The sequence below is a fragment of the Flavobacterium zepuense genome, assembly GCF_007097145.1.
Classification (GTDB): domain Bacteria; phylum Bacteroidota; class Bacteroidia; order Flavobacteriales; family Flavobacteriaceae; genus Flavobacterium; species Flavobacterium zepuense.
Map to the genome: position 1 here is coordinate 1 of NZ_VJVZ01000013.1, position 21,419 is coordinate 21,419.

The window sequence follows — 21,419 nt, forward strand, 5'->3', positions numbered from 1 at the left end:
CATAACCTACCCTGAAGGGGCGGTGACCAAAGAATTTAAAGCACACTTTACCCTGAAAAGGTAACAATCCAACAGGATAATAGTTAATACAAGGACAACCCCACGTTTTCACGCGGGGTTGTTTGTTTATGGGTAGAGACGCAATGCTTTGCGTCTGGCGTAATGTATAAAATGTTTTTGGAGACGCAGTGCTTTGCGGGTCCAACAATACATCCAATTTGTTAATCAGAATGGGAGACGCAAGGCATTGCGTCTCTACGGAGGATGTATGATAGTAGCGGCAGATGCAATGCATTGCGTCGCTACTCTTTTTTACTGCCTAATTTTATTTTAACCTTACCGTCTTCATCATCTTCGGCTTTAAGGTGTACTACAATACCGCGATTACGGCGTTTGGCAAGCTCTTCCTTGTCGGTAATTTCTTTATCATTTTTAGGATTGCGCAGCGGCACATCAATATAAATCTGTGTGCCTCGTCCAAAGGAATAGATACCCTCAATATCCATATTCAATACACTGCTGTTTATCTGCATGGGATGGATGGTAACTTTTTCGCCCTTAACATCAAACTTGCCTTTAAGGTCGTAAAACTCTATGTTCTTCATATCCCTGAACGGAAAGGCAAATTTGCCCACATTACGCACGGGTTCAAAATCTATAAGCCTGCCCTTTTTTAGTCCGAAACTCACAGTGCCATACATCGATTTTGGTACGAGTGCACCATTACTGTCTATGATTCCGGTAACATCGGCATTAGACGAAAAATAACCCTTAAGGTTTTCTGACTTTAATGCTTCCATCCCAAAATTATCAAAGGAGTACAGGAATTTTTGCATATCTACATTACTAACGGTGGCGTTAAGTTTATATTTATTTACATTGCCCTGCGCCATGCTGCCGTTAATAAGCAGGGTACCCCCGGCATGATTAAGTCCCGCATTTTTTATAAAAACGGCATTATCGGTAAGCAGCACATCTGCCTTAGCATTGGTGGCATAAAAGTGGTTGTAATACAGCTTATCCACGCGCAGTTTCATATCTACATTGCTCTTTTCAAACAGTTGGTTAAGGTCATCGGTAAAATTACCTTTGCGGGCTTTTTTAATAGCGGCTTTGGCTTTTTGGCGGCTGCCTAAAAAGCCCATAAACTCACCCATGTGCAGCTGCGGGCTGTTTATCTTCCACTCTAAAACTATCTTTTGCGGATCGGTATAATACAGGTTCAGGAAGTTTTTAATGCTGCCCTGCATGTTCACGATGCTCTTACCGCTTTTAAGAATGATCTCGCTTATGTACAGGTCATCCTTATTAAAATTCAGGTTAACGCTAATATCTTTAAAATCAAGCTTCCTGGGAATGTAGGTAACATTGGCATCCTTAATAGCAACCAACCCGCTTACCAGGGGCTTGGCAAGTTTAAAGTTTACAATATCGGCCTTAAAATTAACCTTAACGCTGCCGGTACCTTTTGTAAATTTTAAGAGGTCATCATCTACTAATGCAGCCAGTTTTTGCATCTGAAAGTTGGAAGTAAAATCTCCGGTAGCAATGGGCTTCTCTAAATTAAGGATAAAAGCCTGTTTCATTACAAAAGGCAAATCGGCATAAATGCCGTTGAAATTGTAAAGTTTAATTGCCGAATTAGCATCGGTAAAACCGTTTGCTTTTACATTATTATTTGTAAAAATGCCTGTAAAATTGCATTGTGTAATATCGCCGCCTGGGGTGGTAAGCACGTTATCTTTAATTTTTGCGGTAACATAAATAAGCGGATCGCCACTGCTGTTAAAGTCGCCGTCCAGCTTACAGGTAACGGCAATGGGGCTGGCCAGGTTAAACATCATTAATTTAGAGGTAATGTTAGGCGAAAGCAACCGCGCCGCATTGCCCCAAAGTATATTATCATTCTCTATATCTATAATAAACTTAGATGATTCTCCTACGCCAAGCTTAGCGGCTATCATAAAACGTTCGCCGCCAATATCCAGCCTGTTCTTATCAAACGTAAGGAAACCTTCATCTTCGTTATACGTAATATCAAAACGGCCATCAAGGGTTTTGTTTTTAATAAAACTGCCACGCTGGGTGTTAAACGCCATGCTGTTTGCCATACCCTCCAGGTTAACACCGGCTTGCCAGCCATCGCTATTGTAATTTAAAGCCGCATCAAGGCTGCTTATCTTAAACTTATACAGTTTATTGGTCTTGCGGTTATCGGCAGTAAAGGTTACGTTATACAGCCCAAGTTTGCGCAGTTCTGGGAAACCGCCGCCGCCCTTACTGTCTTTGGCAGGTTTCTTTTTTTTGGCAAAAACTGCCGAGTTGCTGTAGCCTGTAGCCGTGGTAAACAAATCGATACCCGCATTAATAATGGTTATCTTTTTAATCTCTATAGCGCCGCGCACAAGGGCAAGGGTATTAATGGCAACTTCGGCTTCGCCTGCGGTAAGCAGCGTGCGTTTATGGGTGGCATAAAGGCTGTCGCGCAGTACCACGTTTTGCAGTTTGAACGACACCCGCGGAAAGCCCTCTAAAAAAGTAGTTTCCATACCGCCTATGGTAAGGGTACCGCTAATACCATCGTTTAATGAGGATGTTACCGATGCCAGCACTTCTTTTTTATGGGTATTAATGTACCATGCCAGCCCAATATAAGCAATAGCAATAATTAAAAGGAGGCCCAAAATTGTGCGCACCACGATCCTGCCCCAACGGGGGAGCGCAAGCTGCCAGTAATTTTTTGCCTTGGTGTAGTTTTTCTTCATAGTAGGTGGGGCCAATAAACTGGCGCATAGCTACTAAGTTAAACTAACATCAATCAGTAGTGGGTTTAAAGTTTGTTAAATTATGTTACAAGTTGTTTTGGCTAAAAATGATAACTGTAAAAAAGCTATTATTTAACTAATAACAACCGTTTGTAAAAAGTTATTAAGGTATTTTTAACAAGAAAAAATGTAGTACAACTGTAAAAACAGGTAACACGTCGATTAATTTACGAATTATGGCGATTTAAATGTGAAAGTTTTGTTAATTTGAATTATAAATAATTAGTAATTAGGGTTTTGACCCTGAGCATAATAGTAAACCTAAAGCATAAAAATGGAGCCAGTAGTACAACAATTTCATTTTAAGTACCACATCCTTAAGAGGATGTTTACAATTATGCCCCGTAAAAGGAAGGATATATCAATGCTATATATTGATTATAACGGGGCGCCGGATAACGACCATGTTGCAATTAAATACCGTTTTAGGAACGCGATTTGGTTTAAGGCCGAAGACCATAAAACGATATCTAACAAACTGGTGCTGCCTAAAACCGAAGGCAGGAACGAGGTTAACCTTACCGTGCACGGCCTTTTTAGGACCAGCATTTACAAACTGCTGCTAATGCCAGATTACATACAGGTTGTAAAAATTAGCCATAATTAATTTAGCCTGAGTGTCCCAATTGGCAAACCGTATTCGTTGGCACAGCAACTAAAATATGTAAAACATAGGCATATTCCTTTTTATCTTTGTGATAAAACCGAAACAATGCCTGCCGAAAACCTTTACTTTATTGCGCTTATTCCGCCTGATGCCATAGCGGGGGAAGTTACTGCGTTTAAAAATGACTTTGCTCTTAACTACAATAGTAAAGCCGCCTTAAAGAACATGCCGCACATTACCCTTAAAGCGCCTTTTAAAATTGAAGCCAAAAGACATAATGAGGTAATGGACTGGTTTGCGAACCTGCCAGTAAACGAAAAACCTTTTGAGGTAGAGCTAAACGATTTTGGCGTATTTGATAATGCTAAAAACCCAGTGGTGTTTGTACATCCGGTCGTAACCGATGCCCTGGCAAAGGTACAAAGGGCGCTTATTGATGGTTTTGAAGAGGCTTTCCCAAACATTGCATTACAGTTTACTGAGAGGAACTTTAAACCCCATATGACCATTGCTTACCGCGACCTAACTTACACCGAATTTGAAAAAGCCTGGCAGGTCTACCGCCATAAAAAATATAACGCGAGTTTTCTTGCCGACCGTCTTTACCTGCTTAAACATAACGGTAGGGAGTGGCAGGTAGCGGCAGAGCATTCGCTCGCCCTTTGATCATGAAGCTTGTTACTCTTTGATACTTTTAAAACTAAAATCCAAAAGTGAAATATTAGGTTGTTTTTGAAACAAAATCGCCTAAACAAAAAACACATATAGATGAGGAGTTTTGGTATTTCACACCATAGCGTATACGTTTTTCGGAGTTTAAGTAAGCAATATTATGAAAGTTAAAACTAAAGAAAATCGAATTACCAAAAGTGAAATATCAAAATTTTACAATTGATTTTCAGGATGTTACGAGATGCTAAAAATCACGTTTTAGGGCATTTCAAAATCCAAAAGTGAAATATTAAGCACTTTTTGCCGAAATTTGAGTAACAAAAAAGCCTCCACATCGCTGTGAAGGCTTTTGTAAAACCAGTGGTCCCACCTGGGCTCGAACCAGGGACCACCTGATTATGAGTCAGGTGCTCTAACCAACTGAGCTATAGGACCGGTTTTGAGGTTGCAATATTACTACTATTTTTTAATGATTGCAAATAAATTTTAATCTTATTTTTAATGTGCTGAACATCAATTTGATGCTGTACCGTTCGCGGGCTTAGATTGCTTAATTCTCTTGTCCAGGAGGGCAAAATGAGCCTTGATATAGTCCATTTTTTGCGACTTTATAGGGTATTTAATAGTAGTTTCCGATGTAAAAACCTCTATCGATTTTATGTCTTTAACCAGCAGATTATCAAAGGTTTGTTTCATTTTTGCGGTATAATCCCCTCGTGGCATAAGGGCGTATCCGGCGTTAAAAGCAAGCTTATCACAGCTATTATCAGACACTTGCATACATTCTGCGGTGGTACCATCGGTAAATGTAATAATAATCTTACCGGAATCATGCATAAGGCAACCCAAACGGGCATCATTATGAATCATACTGAGGTCTATAAAATAGGTTTCTACAGGTGTATTGTTCTTAATATCAGAGGTATAGCCTGCCGAAAAAAACAACATTCCGTTGCGTGTAACGGTATCGTCCCACATCACGTCGGCGCCGGCGTGGTTGCTGGTAATAAAGGTTTTAGAACCTGTTTTAGGGTCTACATCGTTAACTTCAAGTCTTTGTGCAACAGATGATTGCGCTACGAATAACAATGCAAAAATGGCGAATATACTATTTTTCATAACAGAGGTGGTAGTTGGTACCGCAAATGTATGCAATTAACTCAAATTTAACGCTAATATTTCACTTTTGGATTGCGAGATGACCTAAAACGGCAATTTTAGTGTTTTGTAAGTTGCTGAAAATGAATACCAAATTTTTAATATTTCACTTTTGGACATTTTTGGTTTTTGATTGAAAATTGAAAAATTTAAAATTGAAAATTCGCCCCCGAAATTTTGAACATGCTATCGGTATTTTTTAAAAAACCGGTAAAACAATTCGCTATGGTGTGAAATATTACAACCCGTATTTTGCTTTAATATTTCACTTTTGGATTATTAGAATTTAAGATTGAAAAATTTAAAGATTTAAGATTAAAACTTTAAGCTTTTTTTAATATCCTGCCCTAACCCACCAAATGGTAATAGTGGTATTTTTATGACATACTAAAAATTAAATACTAAAAAGATGAAAGCGAACAATTTAAAACACCTGGCCGCGGTTGCCCTTATGGTTGCCGGCCTTGGCCTTACCTCTTGCGGAAGCAATAAAACCGAGGGTGAAGCCAGCACAAGCGTAGATAGTACCGTGGTAGACAGCGCAACGGCTGTGTACCCGGACGGAGCTACAGAGCAAGCAGTAGATACTACCAAACAGCTAAATAACGACTCTATTGTAGCGCCTTAACCCAGGCCGCCACATTGTATAAAAAAGCAACCTCTACAGGGTTGCTTTTTTGTTTACTGAAAGAACGGCTTCAGTACTGCGATTAGTTTTGCATTGTAATTTTGCAGTCACATTTGGGGTATCAGTTTTTTATACAATTTACTAAAACTTATTTATGCATTTCATGTTAGATAATAATTACCAATTGAACAAATCTTATTGCGGTACAGAGTGATTAATAGGCTAACCAACTTATTGTATAGTTAATTTCAATAATTTGAGCAGAAGTATATCAAATGGATTATAAGTGAGAGTTTTAATATCTCGGTTGTATACAAGGTCGACTAACTTATCAAGGTAGTGCTATGTAAAGTAATTACAAAAATAGTTTTTAAAAAATACCCATATATAGGTATTTTTAATTATTTTTAATCGTATACTTTTGCTTATTGCCAAAATTCAAAGCAATATATTTAAACCTACTTAGATTAATTATGGCCTTATCAGATGCTCAAAAGGATCTTTATAGAGAATTATTAGATACCAATACTGTTTTAGATGATTTGCATGAATTACTAAAAAAATATAAAGATGACAATAAATCTTTAATACGTCTTAGCGGTACTAAACCAGATTTAATTAATAACATATTCGAGGCGGTTGATGCTAATATTATTAGCTTGATCGAAATTCAATCTTTGATTAAAGATACTGAAGAATATGGAGACCAACATATTTTTGTTTTTGGATTATTAAATAATACAAGGGCACCTTATTATAACGACGCTAACGGTTTGGCGACAAAAATAATTCCCTCAAATAAACGCTCTAATTTTCCGTTATTAACGATGATGCCTGAAAATTTTGAATGGGCAGACTTCAGGTCTCCAAATCGTGGCATAGACAATAGTTGGTACATGAAAATGTATGATTTGAAAATAAGAGAGACAAAAGAAAACGATGATTTTGATGCGGTAACAAATAGAAGAACTGTTGTTTATAAAGTTTACCCTACACGTATGGTTTATTCTATAGAATGGGATGGTAACGATAGGATTGAAATTAAAGTGAACAGAACCACCTTTGATTCGGCAAAAAGTCTTAAAAAGTCAATTGCTCAGGTAAAAAATGCTGTTTTTGGTGGTGGCAATGGGGTTTTAGTTGATCAGGACTTCGCTCCAGTTGATTTACGTGATGGGATTGCTAGAATTTTAGAAAATTCTGAAGAAAATTCGTCGATTTATAAATTGATAATGGCTAATTTTGTGGACTCTAAAGGTGGATCAGGGCAATTTAGATCAATCGATGACTACGGAGATGATGATTTATTGTCAGAATCTAGCAGAAAAAGTGCAATTGAGGCATATCAAGATGGTAATGCTTCATGTACTGTTTTACATGTACGATTTTTAGCCAGCGGTTCAGGCGGTGCTTTAAAAAACGATGTTAATGTGATTATAAGCAGAGACGCAATTAATCATCTAATAATTCCAGCAAAAATAAAACCTTCAGAATATAGATATGTCAGAAGACAAATTTATTAAACTTATAAAACTTTACCCTGATTACTCAAATGTTTTTCAGGCAGTTTTAAATTGGTTTCTTGCTCATCCAAAGCAAAAGTATATTTCTATGGATTTATTTTACAGTAATAAATATGCTATAACTAAAGAACAACTTAATGTAGCTTTCTATATAATGAAAGAGTCAAAAGTTGTTAAACCGGTTTATAGAATATTAGATGAAAATGGACATAAGATAGGGAGGGATTATGAAGATGTAACTGAAATTCCTAAACATGTCAGCACTATGTTAGGTGATAAAAAAAGTATTGATGACGTTTTCGTTGTTAACTATTATACATTAATCTAAAAATCTTTGTTAGATCCAGCTCTTATTTCTTTAGCTCATGAAATTTCAGAAGATTTTCATAACAGGGTAAAACTTGATTGGAAATCTATAATGCACTATCAAACCCTCGGTCATGACTGGGTTAATTCGGTGCGGATTAGATATAGTAATGACAGTTTGAGCATGTATGCATATGACTTGCTTATGACTGAAACAAAACATTTCGCCAATAATATTGGAATTACAATTGCAGGTATTAATTATACGGCGTTGATTATGAAAGGCGGCGGAATTAAAGGACTTTCATACGTGGGAGCGTTAGAAGTACTTAGTGAGTTTTATGAATTTAATTGGTTTGCTGGAACATCTGCAGGGGCTATATCAGCAGCTCTTTTAAGTTGTGGATATACAAGTGAGGAATTAAAAGATATTTTATCAAGCAAAAATTTCAACGATTTTAAAGATTCTTCGTATCTTAAAGCTATTTTTAATTATATAGCTAAAAACGGGTTTTATGAAGCTATTAACTTCACCGAGTGGATAGAATATCTTCTAGCACATAAGTTAGGACGAGCAACTCAGATAAGATTCACGGATTTGCCTAATAGAACATCCATTTTTGCCAGTACAGCGAATAAAAGAGTTTTAATGTTCGATTCCACATCATCAAAAACTAAAGAAGTTAGCGTAGCATTTGCAACTAGATGTAGTATGTCAATCCCTTTTGTTTTTACACCTCAAAAAAACGAAGGTAAAAATGTCTTCGATGGAGGGTTACAAAATAATTTTCCAGTGGATCTCATTCTTAAAGATAGCCCAAATACAGATTTCGTAGGTTTATATCTTGGGGATGAAATTTATACACACAAAAATAAAAGTTTATTTACTGAACTGTTAGATGTATTTATGGAATCTAGCGATCCTGAAATTTTAAGGGAGCACAAGGATAGTATTGTGGTAATTGATCCATCGCCGATAAGTACATTGAAATTCAAACTTAATGAATCCGAACGAAAATTTCTATTAGAGGCGGGCAGCTTGGCTGCACTTAAATTTTTGCATAACAAAAGATTAATAAACTTAGAGTCTGAGAAATTTAATTACACTGCTAGGAAAGGCATTCATGAAAATAATCGTAAGGAACTGAAAAAAAAGTATCGAAATAAAAATATGATAACCTATTTTCTTTGGGCAGTAATTTTTTTTGAGTTAATGTATTTCACTAATATCTATAGCATTTCAAGAAATTGTTATTTCTTTATTCATAACTTGTTCAAGTAGCCTAACGAGGTCTACTTCAAACTCCCCATTTTGGCTACAACATCCGGCAATTCGGTTACAAAAACTGCTTAACAACTACCTTACCTTTGTAGTGTAAATGTTTGACACAGCATACACAGTGCCTGAAAAACAAAAGCAGTTGCCGCAATACGTACAATAAATTGTTTGATTTGTGCAATCAATGCTTTGTTTGGTATAACTTTTTTGTGCTTGTGCCGTTATACATTTGTACCGTTAAAAAACCACTTAAAATTATATGCCATGAAAGTAGTTTATATATTTCTCAGCACCGTGATCATGACGGCAGCGCTATCGGCAGGCATGGCCGGGCTGTTGTGCCTAACGTCAGCCGTAACCCAGCACAAACACCCGGAAACAATTACCAAAAAAGAATATGCCGTTACCCAGGTAACAATGCCTAAAGATAATCGTCAATTAGAAATAGCGAGCAAAAGACCTTAACCGGGCCTTTCGCTTTCTTACAATTTTATAAGGCTTAAAAAAACCAATTTTACACCTAACAATACAGCATATCGCTAAAAATTACACAATATGAAAAAAGCAGCCATAATCAGCGCCCTTAAAGCACAGCTTGGTTGCCCACAACAACGGGTTAAAAAACAACTTGTTGCCGTAGCAACTAAACGTAAAAACAATACCACCGGATACCAAGCGCTGGCCTCGTGCAAGGTAGATTTCAGCAAAAAGCAGTCGGTTATTAAAGTGAGTCCGCAACAGGAGCAACTGGCGCAGCGTTTTAGCCTTCCGGCAAACGTGAAGCTTAATGCCGACACTGCCCAGCCCAACAGCAACGGGCTAACCGAACTGTTAGGCAGCATTACCAACCCAACCGAAGAGCGCAACCTTGCCCTGCTGTTTTTAGACATCCGCAACTTTACAGCAATAATGGAGCTGCACCCTGCCCAAACGGTGCTGCAAATAGTGCGCCTGCTGTTCCTTATGTTCAGCAAATCGATCAAAGAAAATGGCGGACGCATTATAGAAACCGGTGGCGACAGCGTGTATGCGGTTTTTGGGCTCGATAACCCATTTAACGCCGTGGGTAATTCGGTTACCGCTTCGCATTCTATTTTAGCCGACCTGGATACCTTTAATACCCTTTATGCTACGCCGCAGTTTGGGCTCGACTTGGAAATTGGCATTGGCCTGCACAAGGGCAGGGTAGCGGTAAGTTACAGCGACCTTGATTACGGCCACCTAACCGTAATGGGGCTGCCGGTAAACATAGCAGCACGGTTACAGTCGGCCACCAAAGAGCTTAACAATACGATTGTAATTTCGGACGAAGCCTACCGCACCCTGGAGCCTAATGATACCACAGCAGCCACACTGATACGCCTAAAAGGTATTTCAGATCCTGTAGCCGTACGGTTGTTAGGGCATCCGTATCATAATGGGGTATCGGCTACGGCTTAATATGCTATCCGACACAAATTTCACAGATTGGCACGAATTGGGTTTGGTGTAAATTCGTGAAATTCGTGTCGGCTTTTTTAACCCCATAAAAAAACCGGGCTTTCAGCATACACCAAAAACCCGGACAGGAAAGTAAAAACAAACGTTAGATATCTTAGTGTGCTATGGCACGTTTTTCTTCTTCGGTTAGCGGGGCGGCAGGAGCGGCAACCTTAATAAACAGCAGCGTTACCGCGGCACCCGTAAGCGCCATAATAACCCCCACTATATTAGGCGATGCATAGCTGTATCCCCAAACCAAGGGCAGCCCACCCAGGAAAGCCCCAAGCGCATTACCTATGTTAAAACTGGCCTGTATGGCAGCCGAAGCGATCATCTCGGCACCCTTGGCACTTTGTATCATCATCATTTGTACCGGGGCAATAAGCGCAAAAGCCATAAAGCCGGTTAAGAACACCAGCCCCAGGGATATATATTGATTGGTAGATAAAAAGAACACCGCCGTAAGCGTAGCGGCCATACCAATAAGTATGGCAAATACCGTATGCGATGGCGAAAACCTATCGGCAAGGCGTGCACCGGCAAGGTTGCCTACAACCATACCTACACCGGCAAGCATTAGTATATACGGAACATTCTCGGCATCAAAGCCCGAAATATCGGTTAGCAATGGTGCTATGTAACTTATCCATGCAAACAAACCGCCACTACCTATAGCCGTAATAAATATTACCAGCCATGCCTGTGTTTTACCAAAAAAACCAAGCTGTGTTTTTATGTTAGTGCTTTTATCTGCCGCAACTTTAGGCATATACAGCAGCAGCGATATAACCGTAATAAGCCCTATAACGGCAATAATTACAAAAGTATAGCGCCAGCTAAAGTTATGCCCTACAAACGTGCCCAGCGGCACGCCTACTACATTGGCAATGGTTAACCCGCTAAACATAACGGCAACGCTGCGTGCTTCTTTGCCTTTTTCGGCAAGGCGGCTCGCTACAACAGCACCCACCCCAAAAAACGCGCCGTGAGGCAACCCCGATAAAAACCGACTAACCAATAGCAAATTATAACCAGGCGCTACAATAGAAAGCGCATTAAAAACCGTAAGCATAAGCGCCATGGCCAGCAGCATTTTTTTAGGCGGAAAATTGCGCCCTGCAATAACCAGCAGCGGAGCGCCCACCACGACCCCAATGGCATACGCCGATATAAGGTGGCCCGCCTCCGGGATAGAAATTTTAAGGTCGGCGGCGATGTCGGGCAGCAGGCCCATCATTACAAATTCGGTAATCCCTATGGTAAGGCCGCCAAGGGCAAGCGGCAGTAAACTTAGTTTCATAAAAATGTATTCAGTGTGCAAAATTACAGCATTCGCATCACTATCAATGCTTATTTTAGAAACATTAGTTTGCGAAAAGGTTATTGTTAATTACTTTGGAGTTTATTAACCGGCCATCATCTAACTAAAAGGTAATTATTCATTTAAGTACTGTTTAATGATTTTACGGAAAACCATAAAAAGTTAATTTCATTAACACTACAAAATCGATAAAAATAAATCATTGTAAATCAAACCCATAATTTGATGTACATACAATTATTTAAATAATATATCGATTGAGTGAGATTATTCAAGTGCCTGCAATACACTAAACAAATATTAATTTTAACGGCAAAAACCGCTGAATTTTAGCATTTCTTTATAATTTATTGTAAAATCACAACTGCTTGTTTTGCATAACTTTATGCAATATTTAAATAAAATGGGCTATACAGATATAAAATATAACATCGATATCCTAAAACTGGAGATCGATGCGCACGGCCAGCTGGGTAAATCGCAACAGGAAAAGATTAACAACAAATTGCGCCTGGAGTGGAACTACAACAGCAACAGCATGGAGGGCAATACGCTTACCCTGCGCGAAACCAGCAGTGTTATGGCGGGCAGCATTAACGTGCAGCAAAAGCCCTATAAAGATGTTGCCGAGATACGCGGACATGACGCGGTAGTATCAGAAATACTTTCGCTGGGCAGAGGGCCCATAGAGCTAACCGAACAGCGTATAAAGCAGATCCATAAACGTATTGTACACGAGGAAGACGAGTTTGGCAGGAAACAGGTAGGCCAGTGGAAAATTTCTAACAATTACTTCATCAGCCAGAACGGCGAGCAGTATGATTTTACCGACTGGCAACTGGTACCCAAAAAAATGCACGACCTGCTAACGCGTACCAATATCGCACTAAATGCCATTCATACAAATGAGGATGATGCGCCGCACCCGCTGGATGTAGCCTTAGATTTTTATATTGATTTCTGGGACATCCACCCCTTTCACGACGGTAATGGGCGCGTAGCACGCATACTGGCTAACATTATACTTATATCGCTGGGCTACCCTCCGTTTTGGGTCAACGCCCGCGAGAGAGACGTGTATTACTCTTACCTTACCAATACCGCCAAAAGCAGGGAGCGACTGCTTAAAGAGTACATGGCCAACCTTATACTGCGCTCCCAAAAAATGGTGCTGCGTGTTATTAACGGCCGCCCTGCCGAGAGCACCGATATGCTTGACAAGGAAATTGCCCAATGGAAAAAACAGTTTGAAAAGAAAGCCAATTACATTGCCAAAAGCCGCACAGCTGTAGCCGATGTATACCATCGGTCACTTAAGCCGCTTTTTACCGGGTTGTTAGAAAAGGTATCGCAGTTTGACGATCTTTTTGTGCGTAAAATTGTGTACAATACCCTTGATGCTAAAGAGAGTTGGAGCGAAGGCATTAAAAAGTTCGACGACTTTTTTTACGAACTATCTAAAAGCATTAAGGAGGCCAGCCCCATTAACATGATATCTTTGCACACCTTAGAGCTGTGCGTGTTTTTTGAAGGCTTTAAAAACAACGGCATGAATACCTTTAATAAAACCGCAAAACTGTATGTGCATTTTGAGGAGTTTAACTATGTAATTCAGGATGATGCCACCAACAATACCGATACCTACCTAAGCAAAAAACTATATTCGGAAATGCTTACCCGTTATGAGATAAAGCACATTATTAAAGAAAATGCAGGCAGGCTGTTTAACAGCATTAAAGGGTCGGTGCAGAGTGAAGAGGTGGGGTAGCCAAACAAATGCGCTGTAGCAGCTGTTAAAGACGTGAGGGAATTTTATATATCTTTATAAAATTAATTCAGGATATGTCTTACACCGATATTAAACATAAAATAGATTTACTTAAGGAGCAAATTGAGCAACATGGCAAACTAACGCCCGAGCAGCTCAACAAAATAAACTATAAATTCAGGCTGGAATGGAATTACAACTCCAACAGCATGGAGGGGAATACACTTACCATAGAGGAAACAAGGAGCGTAATGGTAGGCAATATCGTGGTAGATAAAAAACCGTATAAAGATGTGGCCGAAATGAAAGGCCATGACGATGTGGTTACTGATATCCTGAAAATAGGTAAAGGCGAATTACGGCTATCTGAAACCCGCATAAGAAAGATACATGAAGACATCATATATGAAGAAGATGAGACCAAAAGAGAGCAGGTAGGTAAATGGAAAAAGACCAATAACTACATTTATAATTACAAGGGTGAACGTTACGATTTTATAGACTACGAAGAAGTGCCTGAAAAAATGCATGACCTTTTAAATCGTACCAACGCCGCTATAGATGCCATTCATCATAAAAAGAAAAATGCCCCGCATCCATTAGATGTCGCATTTAATTTTCATTTAGAATATGTAAACATCCATCCTTTTTATGATGGTAATGGGCGAACCGCACGTATACTTTCTAACTTAATTCTTATCTCACTTGGATATCCTCCATTTTGGATAACAGTTAAAGAGCGGGATGTATATTACAACTACTTAGCAGATATTCAAAATCATTGGGGGTCGCCGGACTTGCTAAAAGAATTTTTGGCAGAACAAATATTGCATTCACAAGAATTGATTCTACATGTAATTGAAGGCAAAGATATTGAGGATGAAGATGATTTGGACAAAGAGATTGATTTATGGAAAAGACAGTTTGTAAAAAAAGACAGTTTAGAAATAAAAAGTAATTCAATAATCACAGAATTATATAAATCATCATTCAGACCTTTGTTCATTGCTTTTTTAGAAAAAGCTTCACGTTTCGATGATCAATTCAATAGTAAACGAGTAATCAATGATGTTGAAGCTCGTAAAAGTCAATCAATTGAATCAAATAATGTTCAACATTTTGACGATGTTATTGAGGCGGAATCAAATTATCTAAAGATATCAAAGGAAGATATCAATATTTATGAAATCGAATCAGTTGGCACAATCAATTCGCTACGAATATATCTTTATTACAATGGTTTTAAGAATGATGGTATAAATACGTTTAGCGCTAGGGCAGAGTTGTATATTGGATTTGACGAATATAAATACTTTGTTAGTAATAATGGTCAACGTCTCCAAGAAAAAAGTAGTATTACAAAACTCTATTCGGAAGAGCTTACACAAGATGAAATCAATTCCATTGTAAAAGATACTGTATCAAAACTTTTTGAAGAGATAAAATCATCAATAAAATAACTACCCTAACTTCACTTCACCCGCAGGTGAAAAATGCTTATCAGTGCCCGCTACACGGCGGCGTATGGTAATACGGTCACACAGCCATTCGGCCTGGTAGTCTTCAAAAGGGGTAAAATCTTCAATACGCTCAAAGTCGGCTGCGGCAATATTACGGGCAATGGTAACATGCGGAATCATAGACGGCTTTTTAGGCTTGGGCCTTACGGGCCTGTCTATAATACTGGTTTGGCGGTTTACAATTTTAGGCTGGCGTTTTTTAGTGGGATTTCTAATCAGGTCCACCAGGTTGGCAATAGGCTCCGGGTCTTCTACCTGCAAGTAAAAAGTACGTTCGGCGCCATGTTCAAAATGGCTGTGCCCGTTAAGTTTTACAGTAAACTTTTTCTCGCCGGCAACAGCATTTTTAATCATGGCCTTCATATCCATAGATTCGTAGCCTTCGGTTTTAAGCAGGGTAATATGGGCTATCGATTTTCGGTCGCGTTCGGCAATACCCACCATTTCATGCAGCGTTTGCTTAAGCGCATCCACTTCTTCTTTAATGGTATCGCTGGGCGAAAGCAGTATATGATATTCATACACGGTTTCCGGAAACAGGGATATCTGGTTGGTATTATTACTTCGTTTTGCCATACTGTGGTGCAAAAATAGTATTTATTATGCTAATCATTTTGTAATTTAGTACACATACATAAGTAATGCAAATAAATACTGAAGTTGTCACCATTTTTTAATGCCAAAACAGGCGCAACTTTGTATGTAAAACCCATAGCAACCGTGCAACCTGAAACTCTGAACCCAAAACCCGTTATCCCCGCGAAGATACTCTCCCGCAAGGAGGAGATAACGGCCGACTTTATAACCCACGCCGAACGCCACATTACCGAGCTGATGACGGGCGTTGCCAAAAAACGCTACGCTGCAAAAGATTTTGGCAACCTGCTTTTTATACATCCACGGCATTTAACCAACACCCTAAGGATTACCATAAATACATCGGTTTGCGATTATATGGAAGGCCGCATCCTTGCCGAAGCCCAAAAACTGCTGCAAAAGACTACCCTCTCTATAGCCGATATCGGTCAGCATTTTGCCTACGATGAACCTACCAATTTTATAAAATTCTTTAAAAGCATGACGGGCGTTACGCCGTTGCAGTATAGGAAGAGTCTTTAATTTGTTTCAGGTTTAAAGTTTCAGGTTGCCACTCGTACCTGATAACTGGGAGCAACGTGAAACCTGAAACTTTAAACTAAATAAACTGCGCAGCAAAAACTGAAGAGTCCACCATTTTTGAGGCTTGCCCTCGCCGTAATTTTGTAATGTCAAAATAAGATACTAATTAAAATATATAAAAATGACACAATCTAAAATAGCACTTGTAACCGGCGGCAGCCGCGGACTTGGCAAAAACATGGCCATTGCCATTGCAAAAAAAGGCCTTGATGTTATCCTTACTTACAACAGCCAAAAAGGTGAAGCCGATGCCGTTGTAGCCGAAATTGAGGCCCTTGGGCAAAAAGCATTCGCACTACAGCTTAACGTTGCCGATGCCAACAGTTTTGATGATTTCTTCGCAGAGGTTTCTAAAGCCCTGTCGTCAACCTTTGGTAGCGATAAAATAGATTACCTAATAAACAATGCTGGCATTGGTATACATAAGGCGTTCGCCGAAACTTCTCAGGACGACTTTGATACTCTTGTTGCCATACAGTTTAAAGGCCCCTTCTTTTTATCGCAAAAAGCGCTGCCTATACTGGCCGATGGTGGTGGTATAATCAATATTTCTACAGGTTTGGCGCGTTTTGCCACACCGGGTTATTCGGCATATGCGTCTATGAAAGGCGGTATGGAGGTACTAACCCGCTACCAGGCTAAAGAACTTGGCGCAAGGGGCATTCGTGTAAACATTGTGGCTCCGGGCGCAATTGAAACCGACTTTGGTGGTGGTATGGTGCGAGATAACGACCAGGTTAATGCCTTCATCGCTTCGCAAACCGCTTTAGGGCGTGTAGGCCTGCCGGATGATATTGGTGGCGTGGTTGCCTTTTTATGTACCGATGATTCCCGATGGATCACTGCACAGCGCATTGAGGCTTCCGGCGGAATGTTCTTATAATATATAGCGGGCTTGTGCCTAAAAATGGTCGGAAGTTATTCCGACCATTTTCATTTCATGTTTTCAAACACTTCAGTGGGGTTAACCTCCGGCAAATATTATTAAAATTTGCGTTATCAGTTTAAAGTTGTTTTGATGACCTGCAAGAAAAATCAGAAGAAAAATCTTCTGGCCATAACTACTAAAAAAGGTGCTTTTTTATTGTATAGGATTTCTAACGATCTTAAAATCTAAGTATCTAACAATCCAATCTAAAACGTGTAGCTTAACCCAACGCCCAGCATCTGCTTTAGCTGAATTTTAGGCCCTACGGTAACTACCTCGCCGGCAACTTCTTCGGTAGCCTTAATATCGTGGTCGTAAATTACGTTAGCGCCAATGTTTGCCTTAACATACTGGTTTACGGTCATATCCAGGTGAAATTCAAAGTTCACGTCGATATTGCCAAAGTTGTTCAGGTAATCGGTATATAAGCTAAGCCTCTGGTCCAGCATAATATTTTTAAAGATCTGCCTTTTAAATTGATTGCTAACCAAAATACCAACTTCGGTTCTTGAAGTAGAACCCGGGGTAATAATATTGCCTTCTGCATCTTTTTCAGCGGCCCTAACACCAAAAGCACCCTGATTTGCAAGATCCCTGTTGAGTACCAACGTAGTCTTATCGGTTAACGGAGAAAGGTATACATTAAGGCCAATGTCTTTTCTAATATACTCTGTACCAACCCCGAGGAAGATGTAAGCCGGTGCTAAAGGCGCCGATATTGCAGCGGTAGTGTTAGGGTAAGCGTATCCGTTGCTAAATTGTGTATTAAAGTTAAACTTAGCACTATAATACCAGTTACTAATAGTATCACGGCGGTAACCAAAGGTAGAGTTAAAGGTAAACTGGTCATCGGTTTTTCTAAGTTCCTGACCCTCCTGGCTGTTAATGCCGTATTTTACAATAAGTTCGTTAAGCCAGTTGATGTTTTTACGCACATATTTGCGTGTAAAGTTACCCTTTGCCAGTACCGAAACCGAGTTGTTACCACCCACGCTCCAGTTAACAAAGGCAATCTCATTAATATCAAGGCCAACGGCATTGGTGCGTTCCCAGTAGGTAATAGAGTCAGGCAATGTGGTGGTTATAAGTACCTGGGCACGGCTTTTTGGTGTAAATGCTAACAGTAATAGTGTTATAATACAGGCTTTTAATCTCATGCAGTGCATTTTTAGTATGAAACGGATTGCAAAAGTCGGTAATTTTAGCAACCCGAAAAAATATCTGTTAAAGATTTAACGTCAATACCACTATAATGTTGTAGCTCACTTGTACTACCGTGTTCTATAAATTCGTCAGGTATACCTAAGGTTTTAATTTCCAGTTGATAATGATTTTTTGCTGCAAAAGAAATTATACTGCTTCCAAACCCGCCAATAATGGCCCCGTCTTCTACGGTAATAATTTTCTTATGGTTTTTAAAAATGTGGTGCAGTGCATTTTCATCTAACGGCTTTACAAACCCAAAATGATAATGAGAAAAAAGGCTTAATTTTTCACTTTTGGATATTGAGATCGCCACATTATTACCAATTGTTCCTGTAGAAAGTACGGCAACATCGGTTCCGCTTTGCAATTGTACCGCTTTGCCAATTTCAATTTCGGTAAAAGGCAGCTGCCAGTTTACATTTTGGCTGCGCCCGCGAGGGTAGCGAATGGCAATGGGATGCTCTAACCCAAGTTGGGCAGTGTACAGTATGTTGCGCAGTTCGCCTTCATTAAGCGGGGCAAAAATAATAAGGTTGGGTATGCAGTTAAGGTAAGCAATATCAAACACGCCGTGGTGGGTGGCCCCATCTTCGCCTACAAGGCCCGCGCGGTCCAGACAAAAAATAATGGGCAGGTTTTGCAGCGCCACATCGTGGATAACCTGATCGTAAGCCCGTTGCAGGAAGGTTGAGTAAATATTGCAAAATACTACCATGCCCTGCGTAGCCATACCGGCGGCAAGGGTAACGGCGTGCTGCTCTGCAATGCCCACATCTATAGCCCTTTCGGGAAAAGCCTCCATCATAAACTTCATAGAGCTGCCCGATGGCATGGCAGGGGTAATGCCTATTATCTTAGGGTTTTGCTGCGCGAGTTCTACCAGTGTCAAGCCAAAAACATCCTGGTACTTGGGCGGCAGGTGGCCATCGGCTACAGCCAGCACCTCTCCGGTAAGTTTATCAAATTTACCCGGGGCATGGTATTTAACCTGGTCTTCTTCAGCCTGTTTAAGCCCTTTGCCTTTGGTGGTAATGATATGGAGAAATTTAGGGCCCTTAGTGTCCTTAAGCTTGTTGAGTTCTTTTAAAAGCGCGGTAAAGTCGTGCCCGTCTACAGGGCCGGTATAATCAAAATTAAGCGACTTTATCATGTTGTTTTGCCGCGGGTTCTTACCCTCTTTAACCTGGGTTAGGTAATTTTTTAGCGCACCCACGCTGGGGTCTATACCAATGGCGTTGTCGTTTAAAATTACGAGCAGGTTGGCATCCGTTACTCCCGCATGGTTAAGGCCTTCAAACGCCATGCCCGACGCTATGCTGGCATCGCCAATAACGGCAATGTGGTTTTTTGTGTTGTCCCCATTAATTTGCGATGCTATTGCCATGCCCAGCGCGGCTGATATGCTCGTGCTGCTGTGGCCGGTACCAAAGGTATCGTACTCACTCTCGCTGCGCTTAGGGAAACCGCTAATACCGCCCAGCTGGCGATTGGTGTCAAAATTATCTTTTCGGCCGGTAAGTATCTTATGTCCGTACGCCTGGTGGCCCACATCCCAAACCAAAAGGTCGTTAGGGGTGTCAAAAACATAATGCAGTGTAATGGTAAGCTCTACCACGCCCAGGCTTGCACCCAGGTGGCCTTCTTTAACCGATACAATATCTATAATAAACTCCCGCAGCTCGGCAGCCAGTTGCGGCAACTGCTCCGGGCTTAACTTGCGGATGTCGCTGGGGTATTGTATGGTATCTAATAGTTTGCCTGCCATGATAATTATTGAAAGGCAAATTTACAATTTAATGCAATATGAATGGATATGGAACACGTATGACGCAGTTTAATAAAAAGAGAGTGACTGAAAATCAGACACTCTCTTTATGTTTTAATCTGTTACTTTTAAGTGTTGAATTTGTCCGTTATTAATATCAAAATGAAATTTCAACACGAGAGGGCTGCCGGGAAATGTGCCGGAAACATTTGCTGTCAGGATACCTTTTGACCCGGATTGCTCATAATTAAGTGGTTCCAGCGCAGATTTATACGCCTGCATTGAATGTTCTATCCACTGTTGAATTTCGTCTTTGCCATTATGGGTTTTTCCTTCGTCATGAACGATGGCAGATTCGGTAAAACATTCCGCGAAAGCCTTGCTGTCTAAAATGTGCTGCGTTTCAATAAAACGCTCTATTACTTGTGGTAATTCCATGACCATTATATCTTTAATTTTTAAATTGTTGGTACCGTGCCACCATCAATGACAAAATTTGTTCCTGTTAAGTAACTTGCCCGTGGTGAAACTAAAAAGCCAACCAATTCAGCTACTTCTTCCGGTTCGGCAGGCCTGCCATAAGGTATTCCGCCCAATGCGTTCATTACGCTTTGTTGTGCTTCTTCTACAGTACTGTTTGCGTTTCTTGCAATTTCTCCTAAAAAGGCTTTCGATGCTAATGTGTTTATCCATCCCGGCGAAACCGTTAGTACGCGGACACCTTTTGGCGTAACTTCTTTAGATAAACTTTTACTGTAATTAATCAATCCTGCTTTTGCAGTTGCGTACGGCAAAGTAGAGTCGTATAGCGGCAATATGCCCTGGATGGAAGCGATGTGAATAATAACACCATTTCCCCTGTCTATCATTTGCGGTAAAAATGCCTTGTCCAGCCTAACAGGAGCAAGCAAATTAGCTTGCAGGGTTAATACCCAGTCTTCATCAGTTAGCACGCTAAAGCCACCGGCGGGTGTTGTTGAAGAACCAAGGTTGTTAACAAGGATGTCCAACCTCCCGTAAGCCGATAGCACTTCGCTAAACAGCTTTTGTGCATCTTCCGCCTTACTCAAATCAGAAGGGATAAAATGCAGTTTGTTGTTTTCGTCTTCCGGAAAGTTTCGGGCGGTGATTATTACCGTTGCACCTGCCTCAAGCAGCCTTTCTGCAATGGCTTTTCCGGCTCCTTTTGTACCTCCTGTTACTAAGGCGATCTTGCCTGATAATTCATTTTGATAATCCATCTTATATAGTT

20 protein-coding genes and 1 tRNA gene are annotated in these 21,419 nt (G+C 40.2%); 12 read left to right on the plus strand and 9 right to left on the minus strand.

Going from position 1 to position 21,419, the window contains the following annotated elements; translation table 11 throughout:
* Positions 1-302: 302 nt before the first annotated feature.
* Positions 303-2,765 (minus strand): AsmA-like C-terminal region-containing protein, encoded by a 2,463-nt coding sequence (locus FMM05_RS17440; protein WP_143374706.1) that lies wholly within the window; start codon positions 2,763-2,765, stop codon positions 303-305.
* A 334-nt stretch (positions 2,766-3,099) separates the two neighbouring features.
* On the opposite strand from FMM05_RS17440, the gene FMM05_RS17445 reads away from it, so the two are divergent.
* Together FMM05_RS17445 and FMM05_RS17450 are read left to right on the plus strand one after the other, a co-directional pair.
* Positions 3,100-3,432 (plus strand): hypothetical protein, encoded by a 333-nt coding sequence (locus tag FMM05_RS17445; RefSeq protein ID WP_143374707.1) that lies wholly within the window; start codon positions 3,100-3,102, stop codon positions 3,430-3,432.
* Positions 3,433-3,537: 105 nt separating this feature from the next.
* Positions 3,538-4,098 carry a 2'-5' RNA ligase family protein gene (locus tag FMM05_RS17450; protein WP_143374708.1) on the plus strand — a complete coding sequence of 187 codons (561 nt, stop codon included), beginning with the start codon at positions 3,538-3,540 and terminating at the stop codon, positions 4,096-4,098.
* Positions 4,099-4,465: 367 nt separating this feature from the next.
* On the opposite strand, the gene FMM05_RS17455 is transcribed toward FMM05_RS17450, so the two are convergent.
* Together FMM05_RS17455 and FMM05_RS17460 are read right to left on the minus strand one after the other, a co-directional pair.
* Positions 4,466-4,539: transfer RNA gene (locus FMM05_RS17455), tRNA-Ile, on the minus strand.
* 78 nt (positions 4,540-4,617) lie between these two features.
* The gene (locus FMM05_RS17460) at positions 4,618-5,223 is read right to left on the minus strand and encodes a hypothetical protein (RefSeq protein ID WP_143374709.1); all 606 of its coding nucleotides are present in this window, start codon (positions 5,221-5,223) and stop codon (positions 4,618-4,620) included.
* Positions 5,224-5,671: 448 nt separating this feature from the next.
* Here FMM05_RS17460 and FMM05_RS17465 point away from each other — a divergent pair, with 448 nt between their 5' ends.
* The 6 genes from FMM05_RS17465 (at position 5,672) to FMM05_RS17490 (ending at position 10,438) form a co-directional block, all read left to right on the plus strand.
* Complete coding sequence (locus FMM05_RS17465; RefSeq protein WP_143374710.1) at positions 5,672-5,890, plus strand: hypothetical protein; 219 nt, start codon at positions 5,672-5,674, stop codon at positions 5,888-5,890.
* 473 nt (positions 5,891-6,363) lie between these two features.
* Positions 6,364-7,413 carry a hypothetical protein gene (locus FMM05_RS17470; protein WP_143374711.1) on the plus strand — a complete coding sequence of 350 codons (1,050 nt, stop codon included), beginning with the start codon at positions 6,364-6,366 and terminating at the stop codon, positions 7,411-7,413.
* Positions 7,391-7,741, plus strand: coding sequence for a hypothetical protein (locus FMM05_RS17475; RefSeq protein ID WP_143374712.1), 351 nt, complete (start codon positions 7,391-7,393; stop codon positions 7,739-7,741). The genes FMM05_RS17470 and FMM05_RS17475 overlap by 23 nt, the downstream gene beginning before the upstream one ends.
* 6 nt (positions 7,742-7,747) lie before the next feature.
* Entirely contained in the window at positions 7,748-9,001 is a 1,254-nt protein-coding gene (locus tag FMM05_RS17480) for a patatin-like phospholipase family protein (protein ID WP_143374713.1), read from the plus strand.
* Between the two features lie 261 nt (positions 9,002-9,262).
* Positions 9,263-9,463, plus strand: a complete 201-nt coding sequence (locus FMM05_RS17485; protein WP_143374714.1) for a hypothetical protein — start codon at positions 9,263-9,265, stop codon at positions 9,461-9,463.
* Positions 9,464-9,553: 90 nt separating this feature from the next.
* Entirely contained in the window at positions 9,554-10,438 is an 885-nt protein-coding gene (locus FMM05_RS17490; protein ID WP_143374715.1) for an adenylate/guanylate cyclase domain-containing protein, read from the plus strand.
* A 154-nt stretch (positions 10,439-10,592) separates the two neighbouring features.
* Here the strand turns inward: FMM05_RS17490 and FMM05_RS17495 are convergent, their stop codons facing one another.
* Positions 10,593-11,780, minus strand: a complete 1,188-nt coding sequence (locus tag FMM05_RS17495; protein ID WP_143374716.1) for an MFS transporter — start codon at positions 11,778-11,780, stop codon at positions 10,593-10,595.
* Positions 11,781-12,204: 424 nt separating this feature from the next.
* Here FMM05_RS17495 and FMM05_RS17500 point away from each other — a divergent pair, with 424 nt between their 5' ends.
* Positions 12,205-13,569: a Fic family protein gene (locus FMM05_RS17500; RefSeq protein WP_185965622.1), complete on the plus strand. Its 1,365-nt coding sequence runs from the start codon at positions 12,205-12,207 to the stop codon at positions 13,567-13,569.
* Between the two features lie 74 nt (positions 13,570-13,643).
* Positions 13,644-15,029, plus strand: a complete 1,386-nt coding sequence (locus FMM05_RS17505; protein WP_143374718.1) for a Fic family protein — start codon at positions 13,644-13,646, stop codon at positions 15,027-15,029.
* On the opposite strand, the gene FMM05_RS17510 is transcribed toward FMM05_RS17505, so the two are convergent.
* The gene (locus FMM05_RS17510; RefSeq protein WP_143374719.1) at positions 15,030-15,665 is read right to left on the minus strand and encodes a 2'-5' RNA ligase family protein; all 636 of its coding nucleotides are present in this window, start codon (positions 15,663-15,665) and stop codon (positions 15,030-15,032) included.
* Between the two features lie 84 nt (positions 15,666-15,749).
* Between FMM05_RS17510 and FMM05_RS17515 the strand changes: the two genes are divergently transcribed.
* A complete protein-coding gene (locus FMM05_RS17515; RefSeq protein WP_143374720.1) occupies positions 15,750-16,208 on the plus strand; it encodes a helix-turn-helix domain-containing protein in 459 nt (152 codons plus the stop codon).
* Positions 16,209-16,389: 181 nt separating this feature from the next.
* Positions 16,390-17,151 (plus strand): SDR family NAD(P)-dependent oxidoreductase, encoded by a 762-nt coding sequence (locus FMM05_RS17520; protein WP_143374721.1) that lies wholly within the window; start codon positions 16,390-16,392, stop codon positions 17,149-17,151.
* 251 nt (positions 17,152-17,402) lie between these two features.
* Here FMM05_RS17520 and FMM05_RS17525 read toward each other — a convergent pair whose 3' ends face one another.
* From FMM05_RS17525 to FMM05_RS17540, 4 genes are all read right to left on the minus strand, one after another.
* Entirely contained in the window at positions 17,403-18,353 is a 951-nt protein-coding gene (locus FMM05_RS17525) for a DUF3078 domain-containing protein (RefSeq protein ID WP_143374722.1), read from the minus strand.
* Positions 18,354-18,397: 44 nt separating this feature from the next.
* Positions 18,398-20,167, minus strand: coding sequence for a 1-deoxy-D-xylulose-5-phosphate synthase (locus FMM05_RS17530; protein ID WP_143374723.1), 1,770 nt, complete (start codon positions 20,165-20,167; stop codon positions 18,398-18,400).
* Between the two features lie 114 nt (positions 20,168-20,281).
* On the minus strand, positions 20,282-20,605 hold the full coding sequence (locus FMM05_RS17535; protein WP_143374724.1) for a nuclear transport factor 2 family protein: 324 nt from the start codon (positions 20,603-20,605) through the stop codon (positions 20,282-20,284).
* A 20-nt stretch (positions 20,606-20,625) separates the two neighbouring features.
* Entirely contained in the window at positions 20,626-21,408 is a 783-nt protein-coding gene (locus FMM05_RS17540; protein WP_143374725.1) for an SDR family oxidoreductase, read from the minus strand.
* Positions 21,409-21,419 lie beyond the last annotated feature (11 nt).

Coding starts and splice junctions, on each gene's coding strand:
- FMM05_RS17440 (WP_143374706.1), bottom strand. CDS start 2,765: ATGAAGAAAAACTACACCAAGGCAAAAAATTACTGGCAGCTTGCGCTC.
- FMM05_RS17445 (WP_143374707.1), top strand. CDS start 3,100: ATGGAGCCAGTAGTACAACAATTTCATTTTAAGTACCACATCCTTAAG.
- FMM05_RS17450 (WP_143374708.1), top strand. CDS start 3,538: ATGCCTGCCGAAAACCTTTACTTTATTGCGCTTATTCCGCCTGATGCC.
- FMM05_RS17460 (WP_143374709.1), bottom strand. CDS start 5,223: ATGAAAAATAGTATATTCGCCATTTTTGCATTGTTATTCGTAGCGCAA.
- FMM05_RS17465 (WP_143374710.1), top strand. CDS start 5,672: ATGAAAGCGAACAATTTAAAACACCTGGCCGCGGTTGCCCTTATGGTT.
- FMM05_RS17470 (WP_143374711.1), top strand. CDS start 6,364: ATGGCCTTATCAGATGCTCAAAAGGATCTTTATAGAGAATTATTAGAT.
- FMM05_RS17475 (WP_143374712.1), top strand. CDS start 7,391: ATGTCAGAAGACAAATTTATTAAACTTATAAAACTTTACCCTGATTAC.
- FMM05_RS17485 (WP_143374714.1), top strand. CDS start 9,263: ATGAAAGTAGTTTATATATTTCTCAGCACCGTGATCATGACGGCAGCG.
- FMM05_RS17490 (WP_143374715.1), top strand. CDS start 9,554: ATGAAAAAAGCAGCCATAATCAGCGCCCTTAAAGCACAGCTTGGTTGC.
- FMM05_RS17495 (WP_143374716.1), bottom strand. CDS start 11,780: ATGAAACTAAGTTTACTGCCGCTTGCCCTTGGCGGCCTTACCATAGGG.
- FMM05_RS17500 (WP_185965622.1), top strand. CDS start 12,205: ATGGGCTATACAGATATAAAATATAACATCGATATCCTAAAACTGGAG.
- FMM05_RS17505 (WP_143374718.1), top strand. CDS start 13,644: ATGTCTTACACCGATATTAAACATAAAATAGATTTACTTAAGGAGCAA.
- FMM05_RS17510 (WP_143374719.1), bottom strand. CDS start 15,665: ATGGCAAAACGAAGTAATAATACCAACCAGATATCCCTGTTTCCGGAA.
- FMM05_RS17520 (WP_143374721.1), top strand. CDS start 16,390: ATGACACAATCTAAAATAGCACTTGTAACCGGCGGCAGCCGCGGACTT.
- FMM05_RS17525 (WP_143374722.1), bottom strand. CDS start 18,353: ATGAGATTAAAAGCCTGTATTATAACACTATTACTGTTAGCATTTACA.
- FMM05_RS17530 (WP_143374723.1), bottom strand. CDS start 20,167: ATGGCAGGCAAACTATTAGATACCATACAATACCCCAGCGACATCCGC.
- FMM05_RS17535 (WP_143374724.1), bottom strand. CDS start 20,605: ATGGAATTACCACAAGTAATAGAGCGTTTTATTGAAACGCAGCACATT.
- FMM05_RS17540 (WP_143374725.1), bottom strand. CDS start 21,408: ATGGATTATCAAAATGAATTATCAGGCAAGATCGCCTTAGTAACAGGA.